Origin of the sequence: Burkholderia sp. CCA53 (assembly GCF_001685525.1) — a bacterium.
Taxonomy (GTDB): domain Bacteria; phylum Pseudomonadota; class Gammaproteobacteria; order Burkholderiales; family Burkholderiaceae; genus Burkholderia; species Burkholderia multivorans.
Genome location: NZ_BDDJ01000002.1, coordinates 2,179,457 through 2,194,579, shown reverse-complemented (window position 1 = coordinate 2,194,579; position 15,123 = coordinate 2,179,457). Strand labels below are relative to the sequence as shown.

Below are 15,123 nucleotides of genomic sequence, written 5' to 3'. Positions count from 1 at the left end.
AAATGGCTGCGAATACCCGTTAAATGCGGCATCGGCCTGCTACGGCCGAATTCCGTTTCCCCATCCGCGCAAGAGGGCCATTGTGAAAATCACCAGAATAACCATCCAGGCAAAACTGCTCGGCGGCTTCGGCATGCTCGCCGCCATCGTCGTCATCGTGTCCGCGATGGCGCTCAATGCGCTGTCCAACGCCAACGACGAATTCTTCCGCTACATGAACGGCATCAGCGCACGCGCGCAATTGTCCGAGCAGATTCGCGAGGCCGTCGACCGGCGCGCGATCGCCGCGCGCAATCTCGTGCTCGTGACGAAGCCGTCCGACGTCGAACTCGAACTCGCCGACGTGCAGCGCGCGCACAAGGACGTGCAGGATCGCATCGCGAAACTGCAGGCGCTGATCGCGAACGCGCACGATACGACCGATCGTGCGCGCGAACTGGTGGCCGCCATCGCGCGCATCGAGCGCAGCTACGGCCCCGTCGCGCTGAACATCGTGTCGCTCGCGCAGGCCGGCAGGAAGGACGAGGCGGCCGCCGACATCGACGATCGCTGCCGGCCGCTGCTCGCGCAGCTCGTGCGGGCGACCGATGCGTACGCAACCTATACGCGCGAACGCGAACATGCGATCGCGGAATCGTTCGGCGATCGCTACGTGCGCGAACGCAACCTGCTCGCCGGCATCTGCATCGGCTCGCTGCTGCTCGCGATCGGCGGCGGCCTGTGGATCACGCGCCGGATCACCGCGCCGATCGCGGTCGCGGTCGACGTCGCGCGCACCGTTGCGCAGGGCGATCTCGGCAGTCGCATCGCCGTAACGGGCAACGACGAGACGCGCGACCTGCTCGATGCGCTCCGCACGATGAACGCGCGACTGATCGACATCGTCGGCCGCGTGCGCGACTCGTCCAATAGCATCGCGCACGCCGTCGGCGAGATCGCGGCCGGCAACCTCGATCTGAGCCAGCGCACCGAGGAGCAGGCGGCGTCGCTGCAGGAGACGGCCGCGACGATGGAGGAATTCACGTCGACGGTACGGCTCAACGCGGAGAACGCGCAGCAGGCGAGCGCACTCGCCGCGAACGCGTCCGACGTCGCGCAGCGCGGCAGCGCGGTGGTCGGCCGCGTGGTCGACACGATGACGGAGATCGGCGACAGCTCGTCGAAGATCGCGGACATCACCGGCATCATCGAAGGCATCGCGTTCCAGACCAATATCCTTGCGCTGAATGCGGCCGTCGAAGCCGCGCGTGCCGGCGAACAGGGGCGCGGCTTCGCGGTCGTCGCGAGCGAAGTGCGCAGCCTGGCGCAGCGGTCGTCCACCGCGGCGAAGGAGATCAAGGCGCTGATCGGCGCGTCGGTACAGACGATCCGTGACGGCTCGGCGCTCGCCGACGAAGCCGGCAGGACCATGGCCGACGTCACGCAGGCGGTCGCGCGCGTGACCGACATCATGGGCGAGATCGCGGCGGCGTCGGCCGAACAGAGCCGCGGCATCGAACAGGTGAACCTGACGATCACGCAGATGGATCAGACGACGCAGCAGAACGCGGCCCTCGTCGAACAGGCGGCCGCTGCGTCGAAGTCGCTCGACGCACAGGGACGCGAACTGTCGCAGACGGTCGCCGCGTTCCGGATGCCGGCCGGTGCGCCTGCGCAAGCGAGCGACGGCAGCACGCCGCCGCACGCCGCGTCTCGCTGGCAGACGGCCGCTGCATAACGCTGCACGCCGGCGAGCAAATTCCGGTCCCGCGCCTGCATCGTACGCCGCACGGCGCATGGGGGCGGCGTACGCGTATGGATGCAGACTTTTAAAACGGACGATTGGCGAGTATCCTAAAAAAGCACTCCTCGTTCGGGCTGCGAGCCGCGTGCCCCTGGCTCCGGTCCGATCGTACTGCGGTCCCGTCGCGCGCGTCGCGACCTTGGCGGCATCCGCTGCGCGCCCGGCCGCACGACCTTTCCCTCAACAACCGTCAGGAGAGCTGGTGAGCCGTCTCGTCGTCGTATCGAATCGCATTGCAGATCCCCGTAAAGCCGCGGCCGGCGGTCTCGCCGTCGCCGTGAAAGACAGCCTGCAGGAAACGGGCGGCGTCTGGTTCGGCTGGAGCGGCAAGCTACGCAGCGCCGACGCGCAGCCCGCACACGGCGACGACGTGCAGATCCAGAACGTCGGCGGCATTCAGCTCGCGACGATCGATCTCGATCCACAGGATTACGACGCGTACTACCTCGGCTACTCGAACAACGTGCTGTGGCCGGTGTTCCATTACCGGCTCGATCTCGCGCAGTTCGACCGCCGTTTCGCCGACGGCTACCGGCGCGTGAACCAGCTGTTCGCGCGTCGGCTGCGCACGCTGCTGCGGCCCGACGACGTCGTGTGGGTTCACGACTATCAGCTGATTCCGCTCGCGGCCGAATTGCGCGCGATGGGCTGCACGAATCCGATCGGCTTCTTCCTGCACATCCCGGTGCCGCCGCCGCCGATCATGGCTGCGATCCCGGAGCACGAATGGCTGATGCGCTCGCTGTTCGCGTACGACCTCGTCGGCTTCCAGACCGAGGCCGACCTGCTCCACTTCGAGCATTACGTCGAAGCGGAAGCCGGCGCCGCGCGCCTCGCGGACGGGCGGCTGCGCGCCTTCGGCCGCACGCTGTCGGCCGGCGCGTTTCCGATCGGCATCAACGTCGACGAATTCGCGGCGCTCGCCGACGATCGCGACGGCATCGACATGTTCGAGCGGATGCGCGACGAGTATTCGCGCCGACAACTGCTCGTCGGCGTCGACCGGCTCGACTACACGAAGGGACTGCCGCAGCGCGTGCATGCGTTTCGGCAATTGCTCGAACAATATCCGGAGAACCGCAATCGCGCGACGCTGATCCAGATCGCGGCACCGAGCCGCGAGGATCTCGGCGCATACGACGATCTGCGCCGCGAAATGGACAGTCTGTGCGGCGCGATCAACGGCGACTACGGCGAGCTCGAATGGATGCCGATGCGCTACATCCATCGCACGGTCGCGCGCAAGCGGCTGCCGGGACTCTATCGCGCGAGCCGCGTCGCGCTCGTGACGCCGCTGCGCGACGGGATGAATCTCGTCGCGAAGGAATTCCTCGCCGCGCAGGACGAAGCCGATCCCGGCGTACTCGTGCTGTCGCGCTTCGCCGGTGCGGCCGAGCAGCTGAAGGAAGCGCTGCTCGTGAATCCGTACGACACACAAGGCACCGCGCAGGCGATCCAGCGTGCGCTGGCGATGCCGCTCGACGAGCGCCGTCAGCGTCATGCCGCGCTGATGGCGACGTTGCGGCGCACCGACGTGCAGTGGTGGCGCAAGCGCTTTCTCGAAGCGCTCGCGGAAGCGGCCGAAGTCGCGGATGCGACGTAGCGCGTCGCGCGTCGACGGGCCCGCTTCGTCTGCGTCCAATCGTTCGCCGCACCGCCGCATCGCCGCGTCGCGGCTTTAAGTCCCCGTCTGTTCGCTGACCAGCAACGCGCCGTTCGCGTCGCGCACGTCGATCGAGATCGGAATGCCGGCCCGCACGCTTTCGGTCACCACGCAATACGCATCGAAGCGCTCGAGCGCCTGCGCCGAGGTCGCGAGTTCGGCCCACGTGCGGCCGACCGAGAGGCGCACCGCCATCGCGCCGACGCGCACGGCGCCCGCGTCGTCCTGAACCATGTCGACGTCGACGTGCGCGCCGACCGGCTGCGGATCGACGCGCTGCCGCTCGAGCGCGAACAGCAGGCTCGCCGCGAGACAGCTCGCGACGGACGCCGCCAGCAGCCGGACCGGGTTCGGTCCGCGGCCTTCGCCGAGCGGCGGCGGCTCGTCGGTCACGACCGGCGCCAGCGTCGTGCCGGCAAACGTCACTTCGAAGCTGAAACGCGCGCGCTGCGCGACATCGATCGATACGTGCACCTCGCTCATGGCGACTCCGTCTAAGGCAAGGAAGGACAGGAAGACCGGTGCGTCGCGGCGCCGCGGGCATCGCTTGCGCGACGGGCGAACCGTATGCGGCGACGCGCGCGCAGCCGGCGGCGACCGGCGACGGGCGGCCGCCTCGAAGGCGAACGCCTTCTTCAGCGATCGGGCTCGCGCGGCGGCCCGTACGCGACGAACTCGCGCTCGACTGCCGACGCGCGTTCCGGCGCACGCGCCGGGCCGAGCGTCGCGGCACCCGCATCGCCGGCGCCGGCCGGCGGGTCGGCGCGACCGTCAATCAGCGCCTGCAGCGCGTCGTGCTCGACCACCTCGCACTGCAGCAGCCGGCGCGCGATGCGCTCGAGCGCGTCGCGCCGTTCGCCGAGCGTCGCCGCGACGCGCGCATGCGCATCGGCGAGGAGCGTGCGCACCTCGTCGTCGATCAGACGCGCGGTATGTTCGCTGCAACGGCCGTCGCCCGGATGCCAGGCATTCGCGCTTCCCGTGCGGCCGTCGCCGTCGTCGAACGTCGCAAGCCCGAGCCGCTCGCTCATCCCGTACTGCATCACCATGTGGCGCGCCATCGCCGTCGCGCGTTCCAGATCGTTCTGCGCGCCGGTCGACACGTCGCCGAACGCGAGCTCTTCCGCGACGCGTCCGCCGAGCAGCACGTCGAGACGATCCATCAGTTCGCTCTTGCGCAGCACGTAGCGGTCCTCGGTCGGCACCTGCTGCGTGTAGCCGAGCGCCGCGACGCCGCGCGGAATGATCGACACCTTCTTCACCGGATCGCAGTGCGCGCGGCACTGCGCGACGAGCGCGTGGCCGGCCTCGTGATAGGCGATCGTCGTCTTCTCCTGTTCGTTCATCACGCGGCTCTTGCGCTCCATGCCCGTCATCGCGCGGTCGATCGCCTCGTCGAAGTCGTCCATGCCGATCGCTGCGCGCCCGAGCTCGGCCGCGTGCAGCGCGGCTTCGTTCACGACGTTCGCGAGATCGGCGCCGACGAAGCCCGGCGTGCGCGACGCAAGCTCGCCGAGATCGACGTCGGCGGCCAGCTTCACGCGCTTCACGTGCACGCCGAGAATCTGCCGGCGACCGTTCAGATCGGGGCGATCGATCGCGATGTGCCGGTCGAAGCGGCCCGGACGCAGCAGCGCGGGGTCGAGGATCTCGGGCCGGTTGGTCGCGGCCATGATGATCACGCCGGAATTGGCCTGGAAGCCGTCCATCTCGACGAGCAGCTGATTGAGCGTCTGCTCGCGCTCGTCGTTGCCGGACATCGGGCCGACGCCGCGCACCTTGCCCAGCGCATCGAGCTCGTCGACGAACACGATGCACGGCGCCTTCTGCTGCGCCTGCTCGAACAAATCGCGCACGCGCGCGGCGCCGACGCCGACGAACATCTCGACGAACGCCGAGCCGCTGATCGAGAAGAACGGCACCGCGGCCTCGCCGGCGACCGCACGCGCGAGCAGCGTCTTGCCGGTGCCCGGTGCGCCGACGACCAGCACGCCCTTCGGAATCTTGCCGCCGAGCCGCTGATAGCGCTCGGGATTGCGCAGGAACGCGACGATCTGCTGCAGCTCGGCCTTCGCTTCGTCGATGCCGGCAATGTCGTCAAACGTGATGCCGGTTTCCTGCTGCACGTAGACGCGCGCGCGGCTCTTGCCCATCCCCGTGAAATCCTGCAGCCCGCCGCGTCGTCGCAGCATCAGCGTCCAGACGAACGCGAACGCGGCCAGCGGCAGCAGCCACGACGCGAGCGAGACGAGCCAGCTCGTATCCGGCGCGCCGCGGTAGCGGATGCCGGCTGCCGTCAGCGTATCGATCAGCCGCTCGTCGGGCACGCGCTCGGTCGTGAAGCGCCACGGCGCGCCGGCCGTCTTCGCGGCGTCGGCATCGGACGCCGGCAGCATCGCGGCCGCCTTCGGCATGCGCAGCGTGCCCGAGATCGACGCCGAGCCGATCTCGAGATCGTCGACGAGCCGCGCATCGACGAGCCGGTGGAAATCGCTGTATGCGATCGACGTCGCCGCCGGCCGCAGCGTCAGCAATTGCGCGGCGAACAGCACGAAGAAACCCGCCGCGATCAGCAGCCCCGGGTAGTCGAATTTCCTGTCCATGGCATCGGCATGCGCGGCGAAGCCGCACGTCGTGCGCTTCGTCGTCGTTTCGTTTCGTCGCATCAATGACGCCGCGGCGTCGCCGCGGGCCTGCGCCGCCGCGCGGCATTCGCGCCGGCCGCCCGTCGCGACGCGCGGCCCGTCGATTCCAGTCTAGTTCGCGCACGCGCGTCGCGCATGCGCGGCCGCAGCACGCCGCGCGCGCCTTTCGCTGCCGGGCGCGGTCGCGCTATAGTCGCGTTCATGACAATTTCATGACAACGGCCGCCCGGTGCGGCGGCCGCAACCGCGCGGCGTCGGCCGAACGCCGGCGCATCGAGCGACATCCCAACCCGCGAGGAGCACACGACGTGAACGACACCCCCGATCGCCCCGACGACCTTCCCGACGATCCCGACCGCCGCCGTGTGCTCGGCGGCCTCGCCGCACTCGGCGCGGGCCTCGCGCTGAACGGCTGCGAAACCGCGCCCGGCGGCGCGCCGCGCTCCGCGGCCGACCTGCGCGTCGACGCAGCGCTGCGCCACCATGTGCGCCACATCGTCGTGATCTACGCGGAGAATCGCAGCTTCGCGAACCTGTACGGCGATTTCCCCGGCGTGCGCTATCCGTTGAGCGCGGTGGCGCCCGAGCAGGCGCAGCAGCTCGACCGCGACGGCAAGACGCCGCTGCCGGTGCTGCCGAAGATCTGGGGCGGCCTCGTGCCGCAGGCGCAGGAAGTGAACGGCAAGCGCTACATGATCGGCGAGCGCGACATCGACAAGCTGCCGAACGGGCCGTTCCAGCTGACGGACAAGGACGGCAAGCCGCTGCCGAACGGCGTGATCACGCGCGACCTGTGGCACCGCTTCTATCAGAACCAGATGCAGATCGCGGCGGGCCGCAACAACCAGTTCGCCGCATGGGCCGACTCGGGCGGCCTCGTGATGGGCCATTACCGCAATTCGGCCGACACGTTGCGCCTATGGAATCTCGCGCGTCAATACACGCTGTGCGACAACTTCTTCATGGCCGCATTCGGCGGCTCCTGGCTGAACCATATGTACCTGATCGGCGCACAGCCGCCGCGCTACCCGGATGCGCACAAGCACCCGCACGCGGCAAAGCTGCTGTCGGTGCTCGACGGCGACGATCCGGCCGGCACGCGGCTGAAGCTGGCCGCCGATTCGCCGGCGTCGGCGCTCGACGGCCCGCCGAAGTTCGTCGGCGACGGCCCGCTGACGCCCGACGGTTACGGCGTGAACACGATGGCGCCGCCGTACCAGCCGAGCTACGTGCCGCCGCCCGCGAACGGCAACTCCGCGTTCGCCGATCCGGACGACCATCGCGTGTTGCCGCCGCAGGTCTACGCGACGATCGGCGACCGGCTCTCGGAGAAGCAGATCGACTGGGCGTGGTATAGCGGCGCGTGGCAGTACGCGCTCGAGCATCGCGACACGGGCACCGTGCCCGATTTCCAGTACCACCACCAGCCTTTCAACTACTTCGCGAACTACGCGCCCGGCACCGAAGCGCGCCGCCGGCATTTGCGCGATGCAGGGCTCGGCGACGATCCGTCGACGAACCGCTTCATCGCCGACATCGACGCGGGCCGCCTGCCCGCCGTCGCGTTCTACAAGCCGCAAGGCAACCTGAACATGCATGCGGGCTACGCGGATGTCGAGTCGGGCGACCGCCACATCGCGACCGTGATCGAGCATATCCGGCGCGGGCCGCAGTGGGAGAACACGGTGATCGTGATGACACACGACGAGAACGGCGGCTGGTGGGATCACGTCGCGCCGCCGGTCGGCGACCGCTGGGGCCCCGGCTCGCGGATTCCCGCGCTGGTGATCGCGCCGTTCGCGAAAAAGGGCTACGTCGACCACACGCTGTACGACACGAACTCGATCCTGCGCTTCATCAGCCGCGTGCACGGCCTCGCGCCGCTCGACGGAATCGTCGCGCGCAACCAGGCATTCGCGGCACGCGGCGCGACGCCGCCCGGCGATCTGACCAACGCGCTCGATCTCGGTTGAGCATCTGTGGTCGTGCCGCGCGTGCGATCGACGAAGCGGCTCGCGGGACATCGTGCGCCGCGTCCCGCGGCAGTCGCATCCGCCGTCGCATCGCGTCGCCTTTCGTGTCGCTGAAAAAAACGCCCCGCTGCCGGTTCGGTGCCGACAGCGGGGCGTCGCGGACGATGCCGATCGTCAGGCGTCGAGACGCTGCTCGATCTTCTTCATCGTGTCGGTCAGTTCAGCCGGCAGCCGCAGCTTCAGCGTATCGAACAGCGCCGCGTGCAGCTTCAGCTCTTCGCGCCATTCTTCCGCGTTCATCGACGTGACCGCGTCGAACTGCTCGCGCGTGAAGTCGAGGCCGTCCCAGTGCAGATCGTCATACGCGGGCGACACGCCGAACGCATGCTCGCTGCCGCCGCCCTCGCCTTCGAGACGATCGAGCATCCACTTCAGCACGCGCATGTTCTCGCCGAATCCCGGCCATACGAAGCGGCCGTCCGCGTCCTTGCGGAACCAGTTCACGCAATAGATCTTCGGCAGCGTCGCGCCGGCGCGCTCCAGCTGCTTGCCGAGCTTCAGCCAGTGCGCGAAGTAGTCGCTCATGTTGTAGCCGCAGAACGGCAGCATCGCGAACGGGTCGCGCCGCACGACGCCCTGCTGGCCGGCGGCTGCAGCCGTCGTTTCGGAACCCATCGTCGCGGCCATGTACACGCCTTCGACCCAGTCGCGCGCTTCGGTCACGAGCGGCACCGTGGTCGAGCGGCGTCCGCCGAAGATGAATGCGTCGATCGGCACGCCGGCCGGGTTCTCCCAGTCGGCGTCGATCGACGGGCACTGCGCGGCCGGCGCGGTGAAGCGCGAGTTCGGATGTGCGGCCTTGCGGCCTGTTTCCTTGCCGATTTCCGGCGTCCACGTATTGCCTTGCCAGTCGGTCAGCTTCGCCGGCGGCGTGTCGGTCAGCCCTTCCCACCATACGTCGCCGTCTTCGGTCAGCGCGACGTTCGTGAAGATCACGTTTTCCTTCAGCGTCGCGAGCGCATTCGGATTCGTCTTCTCGCCGGTGCCGGGCGCGACGCCGAAATAGCCGGCCTCCGGGTTGATCGCGTAGAGCCGGCCGTCGGCGCCCGGCTTCAGCCACGCGATATCGTCGCCGATCGTCGTGACCTTCCAGCCGTCGAAGCCCTGCGGCGGAATCAGCATGGCGAAGTTCGTCTTGCCGCATGCGGACGGGAACGCGGCCGCGACGTGATACTTCTTGCCGGCCGGAGACGTCACGCCGAGGATCAGCATGTGTTCGGCGAGCCAGCCCTGATCGCGGCCCATCGTCGATGCGATCCGCAGCGCGAAGCATTTCTTGCCGAGCAGCGCATTGCCGCCGTAGCCGGAGCCGAAGCTCCAGATCTCGCGCGTCTCGGGGAAATGCACGATGTACTTGACCGGATTGCACGGCCACGGCACGTCCTGCTGACCAGGCTCGAGCGGATGACCGACGCTGTGCACGCACGGCACGAATTCGCCGTCTTCGCCGAGCACGTCGTATACGTCGCGTCCCATGCGCGTCATGATCCGCATGTTCACCGCGACGTACGGACTGTCGGACAGCTCGACGCCGATATGCGCGATCGGCGAGCCGAGCGGGCCCATCGAGAACGGCACGACATACAGTGTGCGACCGCGCATCGAGCCGCGGAACAGCCCGTCGAGCGTTTCGCGCATTTCGTCGGGCGCGATCCAGTTGTTGGTCGGGCCGACGTCGTCGCGCGACGCGGCGCAGATGAACGTGCGGTCTTCGACGCGCGCGACGTCCGACGGATCGGACTGCGCGAGATACGAGTTCGGGCGCTTCGCCGGATTCAGGCGCTTGAGCGTGCCCTGATCGACCATCGCCTGACACAGCGCGTCGTATTCGGCCTGCGAGCCGTCGCACCAGACGACGCGTTCGGGCTCCGTCAGCTCGGCGATGCGCGCAACCCAGTCGATCAGTTTGCGGTGTTTGACGAAAGCGGGGGGAGCGATCAGCGGGCCGTGTGTCGCTTCGGCCAGATTGTTGTGCGACATGATGACGTCTCCAGATTTATTGGGCGGGGATCGGGGATGCGGGCGAGGCCCGCGAGATGCGGAATGCGTGCGGAGGGCAGGATGCGGCGACGCGCAGGTCGGAGCGCGCCGATTCAGCGCGTGTCGATGCCGCGAGGCGTGCGAGAGAAAGTGAAGTCTCTTGAGAGGGTGCGAACGCGAGTTTCGCCATGCATGCAACCTGCCGAACAACTCCATGACGGCCAGCATACCATCGCCGATTTGGCCCGCGCGTTGCGTTGCAACAAGAAACAAATCTGACGAACCGTCGGCACGCGCGTTGCGTACCGGTCGTTTTTACTGCTTCGCTGCGCACCGCACGTCGGACGAAACGGCCGGAACGTCCGCCGCACAAGGGTTTCGCGGACGCGGCAATTTCGGCCTGTCGCGCAGCGACGCGTGCGCGACATCGACGGGTGGCGCGTGTCCGTGTTTTCGCTACTCAGGCAAACCCTGAATTAGGTTGCGTACACAAACATCTCTCTCGCGCGTACCCGATCAAAGCGGCGCGACAGACAATCGGGAGTAACACGCATCTCTTCGACCGCGTCATCGCGTTGCCCGCGCGTAGCCGTCGACTTCGAGCGACATCGACGGGACGAATCGCTGCACACCGCGCGATATTTTGCATGTCGTGACAAAACGTCTATACTTGGACGAACTGTCAAACAGGGAAAATCGCGCGTATCGGTCGCCTGTGGCCGCGCGTTGCGACTCCCGTTTCACGCTGCCGGACCGACATGCACGATCGCCCTGCTTTGCACTCTCTGTGTAGCCTGCCGAACCGAAACGGCATCCGTTTTCATGCCGGCGCGCGCATCGCAATCTCGCCGCACGCATGCGGAGTGCGTCGATGAAGCCGAAAGCGCGAACGTCCGCCGTTGCGCAAGCGAAGCGCACGAGCCGCCGGCCCGCCGCATCGGCGATGTCGTTGAAATCGGAGCAGGCCTCGCTGATCGAACAGGTGCAGCGCATCGCCGAAGGGCTCGGCCAGATGTTCGCGCCGTTCACCGAAGTCGTCGTGCATGATCTGCGCACGCCGAAGCAGGCGATCCTCGCGATTCACAACAATCTGTCGGGCCGCGCGGTCGGCGAGCCGGCTACCGAACTCGGGCTCGCGCGCATCGCGGACGACGATTTCCCGCCGGTGCTCGCAAACTACCCGAACCGCTTCCCGGACGGCCGCACGGCGAAGAGCACCTCGATCGGCATCAAGGACTCGAGCGGGCGCTACGTCGCCGCACTGTGCCTGAATGCGGACGTCACGCTGTTCCGCGGCTTTCAGCACATGCTCGCGCAATTCTGCAGCACCGACGGCGACGCGGTGGCCGACACGCTCGACCCGGCGGGCGCCGATGCGATCCGTCAGCGGATCGACGCGTTCGCGACGCGGCTTGCCGCCACGCCACGCGAGCTGAAGACGGAGCAGCGCCGCGAACTGATGCAGACGTTGAAGGCGGACGGTTTGCTCGAGATCCGGCGCGCGATGGAGATCGTGTCGCAGCATCTCGGCGTGTCGCGCGCGACGGTGTACAACGATGCGAAATGATGCACGGGCGCGGCATGCCGCCGTGCCCGGCTGTTGACGGACTCTTTCACTCGAGCGACTCATGAACAAATTGCCCCTCCCCAGCTTCGACGACGTTGCCGCCGCGGCGGCGAGAATCGCCGGCCACGCGCACCGCACACCCGTGATGACGTCGCGCACGGTCGACGACGCGCTCGGCGCGCAGGTGTTCTTCAAGTGCGAGAACCTGCAGCGCATGGGTGCGTTCAAGTTCCGCGGCGCATTCAACGCGCTGTCGCGCTTCGATGCGGAGCAGCGCCGTCGCGGCGTCGTTGCGTTTTCGTCGGGCAATCATGCGCAGGCGATCGCGCTGTCCGCGCGCATGCTCGGGATTCCCGCGACGATCGTGATGCCGCAGGATGCGCCGGCCGCGAAGATCGCCGCGACGCGCGGCTACGGCGCCACCGTCGTCACGTACGACCGCTACACCGAGGATCGCGAGCAGATCGGCCGTGAACTCGCGGAACGCGACGGGCTCACGCTGATTCCGCCGTACGATCATCCCGACGTGATCGCCGGTCAGGGCACCGCGGCCATGGAGCTGTTCGACGAAGTCGGCCTGCTCGACGCGGTATTCACGCCGCTCGGCGGCGGCGGTCTGCTGTCGGGCACCGCGCTCGCCACGCGCGCGCTGTCGCCTAACGCGCGGCTGTACGGCGTCGAACCCGAAGCCGGCAACGACGGTCAGCAATCGTTCCGCTCGGGCGCGATCGTCCACATCGACACGCCGCGCACGATCGCCGACGGCGCGCAGACGCAGCATCTCGGCAACATCACGTTTCCGATCATCCGCCGCGACGTCGACGACATCCTCACCGCGACCGACGAGGAGCTCGTCGAATGCATGCGCCTGTTCGCGTCGCGTATGAAGATTGTCGTCGAGCCGACCGGTTGTCTGTCGTTCGCAGGCGCGCGACGCATGAAGGACGAGCTGAAGGGCAAGCGCGTCGGCATCGTGATCAGCGGCGGCAACGTCGATCTCGACGCGTTCAGCGCATTGCTCGCCAGCCGGCCGCAAGACTGAGCGAAGCGGCAACGCACCCTTCACGTCGCGTTAAGTTTCGCGACCTAGACTGACGAGGTGATCCCCGCAGTCCGTCGTGAAGGAGTTGCCATGAACACGCATGCGATCGTCGCCGCCGCATTGGCGGCCGCTTCCCTGTCGGCGTTCGCTCAACCGGCCGCCGTGCCGTCCGGTGCACCGCTCGCCGCACCGTGCGCCGCCGCGCCCTGCACGTCGCGCGCGTTGCCCGCGCCGCGCTTCGTCCTGGCGAAGATCGATCAGAACAATACGCCGCCCGATCGCGGCGGCGATCCGTCCGGCCGCTCGCACGGCGCGGCGCATCTGTAATGGCACAGACGGCGAACGCGAGTATCGGCCGTTCGCCCGCCCTGTTCGAGAAGCGATGCAGCCTGCGGCAAGCGAACCTGCATCATGCGTGCCCGACCCGCGTCGCGCGTTGCGCGTGCATACGCCCGCGTACCGACGCGCGCAGCACGACCATGCAGGAAAACGAGCGTGGCCGCACGCCACCGTGCGATCTACGCTGAGAGAACCGGCTCGTCCAACGGCGCGCATGTCGCGCAAAGGCGGCACCGATGCAACCCCATGATGCGGACACGCTGTTCGCCGGCTCGATCCCGGCGCTCTACGACACGCTCCTCGTGCCGCTGCTGTTCGAGCCGTACGCGATCGATCTCGCGAGGCGCGCCGCGATCATTGCGCCGACGCGCGTGCTCGAGCTCGCGGCCGGAACCGGTGCGCTGACGCGGGCGCTGTCCCGCGCGCTGCCGGACGGCACGACGCTCGTCGCAACCGACCTGAACCGGCCGATGCTCGATCGCGCGGCGGAAGTCGGCACGTGCCGGCCGGTCGTCTGGCAACAGGCCGACGCGCAGCGGCTGCCGTACGGCGACGCGAGCTTCGATCTCGTGATCTGCCAGTTCGGTGCGATGTTTTTCCCGGACAAGCCGCGCGCGTTCGCGGAAGCGCATCGCGTATTGAAACCGGGCGGCACGCTGCTGTTCAACGTGTGGGACCGGATCGCCGAAAACGAATTTGCCGACACCGTCACGCAGACGCTCGCGCGGCGCTACCCCGATCGTCCGCCCACGTTTCTCGCGCGCACGCCACACGGCTACCACGATCGCGCGACGGTCGAAGCCGACGTGCGCGCGGGCGGCTTCTCGTCGCTGCTCTATTGCGACACGGTGCCGGCGCACAGCCGCGCGGCGACGCCCGGCGTGCCGGCGATCGCGTACTGCCACGGCACGCCGCTGCGCAACGAACTCGAGGCGATCGGTCCCGACACGCTGGCAGACGCGACCACCGCATGCACGGAGACGATTGCCGAGCGGTTCGGTGCGGGGCCGGTGGACGGCAAGACCCAGGCGCACGTGTTCGGCGCGAGCCGCTGACGGCCGGCGCAGCCGGCGCGCACTACAGGATCAACGACGCAAGGATGCTGCACCACACCGCGATCGCGCCGCCGAGAAACACGCGCCGCGCGACGGCGATCTGCGTTTCGTCGTCCGCGCGCTTCATCGGCGACGTCGCGAAAAACGGCACGCTCCCGAGGCAGGCGAAGCCGGACAGCGCAAGCGCGATCACGACATAGTCGCCGAACTGCCACGGCGTTTGCTCGTGCAGCCCCCAGTAGCCGAGGAACAGCATGCCCATCGAAAACATCGTCGCCGCGGCCGAACTGAGCGCGGTCACGGATCCTGTCGGAAATTGCATGGGCATCCTCCTGCGCGCATCGCGCGCGCCGCGTCATTATCCGGGCGCGCAGCAGGGCAGCGCAACGGCGCTGCGCCTGTCGTCGAGTGCGTTCCGCGACGATTCGTCATACCAAACGGGTGGCACGGCGCGTCGCAAATGCGGACCCGATGCCAGCCGCGGCGCGTGGTTTTTTCGCGCCGGTGCGTGCATGAAAGATTGACGCGCGAAAGCCATGCCCCTTACCCTTGCGCGCTGATGGTTCCCGCGAGACGGGATCAAATGGGAACGCAGTGACGGCGCACGCCGGAATCTGCGGCTGCCCCCGCAACTGTAAGCGGCGAGTCCGTGCCCTTCGCGCCACTGGGAAACCGGGAAGGCGGGCACCGGGCGGCGACCCGCGAGCCAGGAGACCAGCCATCGACCGAGGTCCAAGCAGCCGCAGCGGGCGGGGTGTCCCGATGCGCAAGCGCCGCCGCCGGCGGTCGCCCGTTGCAAGGACGGCCCGACCTCAGGATCCGTCAGATGTCCACCGCTTCCGCATCCGTTTGCCCGCGCACGGCACGCACGCTGCCGTGCGCGCGCGTTCGCGCGCCCGCGTGCAGCCGGTTCGGCGACACGAGCCGGCCTCGCCGGGCCACGCCACCGCCGCGCGACGGCGGCGCGCCCTGCGCCCACGTCGCCGCCACGCCCGCATCACGATAACGACTCACGC

12 protein-coding genes and 1 riboswitch are annotated in these 15,123 nt (G+C 68.3%); of the genes, 7 read left to right on the top strand and 5 right to left on the bottom strand.

All coding sequences use genetic code 11. The features are described from left to right. Window positions 1-82 precede the first annotated feature (82 nt). Complete coding sequence (locus tag BCR55_RS25920; protein ID WP_006403490.1) at window positions 83-1,717, top strand: methyl-accepting chemotaxis protein; 1,635 nt, start codon at window positions 83-85, stop codon at window positions 1,715-1,717. Window positions 1,718-1,985: 268 nt separating this feature from the next. Continuing rightward, window positions 1,986-3,386 carry an alpha,alpha-trehalose-phosphate synthase (UDP-forming) gene (otsA, locus tag BCR55_RS25915; protein WP_006403489.1) on the top strand — a complete coding sequence of 467 codons (1,401 nt, stop codon included), beginning with the start codon at window positions 1,986-1,988 and terminating at the stop codon, window positions 3,384-3,386. 75 nt (window positions 3,387-3,461) lie between these two features. Here otsA and BCR55_RS25910 read toward each other — a convergent pair whose 3' ends face one another. Together BCR55_RS25910 and ftsH are read right to left on the bottom strand one after the other, a co-directional pair. After that, the gene (locus tag BCR55_RS25910; protein ID WP_065496500.1) at window positions 3,462-3,929 is read right to left on the bottom strand and encodes an OsmC family protein; all 468 of its coding nucleotides are present in this window, start codon (window positions 3,927-3,929) and stop codon (window positions 3,462-3,464) included. A gap of 152 nt (window positions 3,930-4,081) precedes the next feature. Then, a complete protein-coding gene (ftsH, locus tag BCR55_RS25905) occupies window positions 4,082-6,049 on the bottom strand; it encodes an ATP-dependent zinc metalloprotease FtsH (RefSeq protein ID WP_045593355.1) in 1,968 nt (655 codons plus the stop codon). A 350-nt stretch (window positions 6,050-6,399) separates the two neighbouring features. Between ftsH and BCR55_RS25900 the strand changes: the two genes are divergently transcribed. Beyond that, entirely contained in the window at window positions 6,400-8,064 is a 1,665-nt protein-coding gene (locus BCR55_RS25900) for an acid phosphatase (RefSeq protein WP_053298520.1), read from the top strand. Between the two features lie 174 nt (window positions 8,065-8,238). On the opposite strand, the gene BCR55_RS25895 is transcribed toward BCR55_RS25900, so the two are convergent. After that, window positions 8,239-10,104, bottom strand: coding sequence for a phosphoenolpyruvate carboxykinase (GTP) (locus tag BCR55_RS25895; protein ID WP_006403485.1), 1,866 nt, complete (start codon window positions 10,102-10,104; stop codon window positions 8,239-8,241). 943 nt (window positions 10,105-11,047) lie between these two features. Here BCR55_RS25895 and BCR55_RS25890 point away from each other — a divergent pair. From BCR55_RS25890 to BCR55_RS25870, 4 genes are all read left to right on the top strand, one after another. Continuing rightward, on the top strand, window positions 11,048-11,671 hold the full coding sequence (locus BCR55_RS25890; protein ID WP_175403857.1) for a transcriptional regulator: 624 nt from the start codon (window positions 11,048-11,050) through the stop codon (window positions 11,669-11,671). A gap of 61 nt (window positions 11,672-11,732) precedes the next feature. Further along, window positions 11,733-12,713 (top strand): threo-3-hydroxy-L-aspartate ammonia-lyase, encoded by a 981-nt coding sequence (locus BCR55_RS25885; RefSeq protein WP_065496498.1) that lies wholly within the window; start codon window positions 11,733-11,735, stop codon window positions 12,711-12,713. Window positions 12,714-12,803: 90 nt separating this feature from the next. After that, window positions 12,804-13,040: a hypothetical protein gene (locus BCR55_RS25880; protein ID WP_006403480.1), complete on the top strand. Its 237-nt coding sequence runs from the start codon at window positions 12,804-12,806 to the stop codon at window positions 13,038-13,040. 248 nt (window positions 13,041-13,288) lie between these two features. Next, entirely contained in the window at window positions 13,289-14,107 is an 819-nt protein-coding gene (locus tag BCR55_RS25870; RefSeq protein WP_059938752.1) for a class I SAM-dependent methyltransferase, read from the top strand. A gap of 22 nt (window positions 14,108-14,129) precedes the next feature. On the opposite strand, the gene BCR55_RS25865 is transcribed toward BCR55_RS25870, so the two are convergent. Both BCR55_RS25865 and BCR55_RS25855 read right to left on the bottom strand, forming a co-directional pair. Continuing rightward, complete coding sequence (locus BCR55_RS25865) at window positions 14,130-14,429, bottom strand: hypothetical protein (RefSeq protein WP_006396988.1); 300 nt, start codon at window positions 14,427-14,429, stop codon at window positions 14,130-14,132. Window positions 14,430-14,650: 221 nt separating this feature from the next. Next, a riboswitch (cobalamin riboswitch) is annotated at window positions 14,651-14,845 on the top strand. Window positions 14,846-14,929: 84 nt separating this feature from the next. Then, entirely contained in the window at window positions 14,930-15,121 is a 192-nt protein-coding gene (locus BCR55_RS25855; RefSeq protein WP_006403475.1) for a hypothetical protein, read from the bottom strand. Window positions 15,122-15,123: the final 2 nt, after the last annotated feature.

Bases quoted from the DNA above. Each gene is read 5' to 3' on its own strand.
- BCR55_RS25865 (WP_006396988.1), bottom strand. From the start codon at position 14,429: ATGCAATTTCCGACAGGATCCGTGACCGCGCTCAGTTCGGCCGCGGCG.
- BCR55_RS25870 (WP_059938752.1), top strand. From the start codon at position 13,289: ATGCAACCCCATGATGCGGACACGCTGTTCGCCGGCTCGATCCCGGCG.
- BCR55_RS25880 (WP_006403480.1), top strand. From the start codon at position 12,804: ATGAACACGCATGCGATCGTCGCCGCCGCATTGGCGGCCGCTTCCCTG.
- BCR55_RS25890 (WP_175403857.1), top strand. From the start codon at position 11,048: ATGTCGTTGAAATCGGAGCAGGCCTCGCTGATCGAACAGGTGCAGCGC.
- BCR55_RS25910 (WP_065496500.1), bottom strand. From the start codon at position 3,929: ATGAGCGAGGTGCACGTATCGATCGATGTCGCGCAGCGCGCGCGTTTC.
- BCR55_RS25895 (WP_006403485.1), bottom strand. From the start codon at position 10,104: ATGTCGCACAACAATCTGGCCGAAGCGACACACGGCCCGCTGATCGCT.
- BCR55_RS25885 (WP_065496498.1), top strand. From the start codon at position 11,733: ATGAACAAATTGCCCCTCCCCAGCTTCGACGACGTTGCCGCCGCGGCG.
- ftsH (WP_045593355.1), bottom strand. From the start codon at position 6,049: ATGGACAGGAAATTCGACTACCCGGGGCTGCTGATCGCGGCGGGTTTC.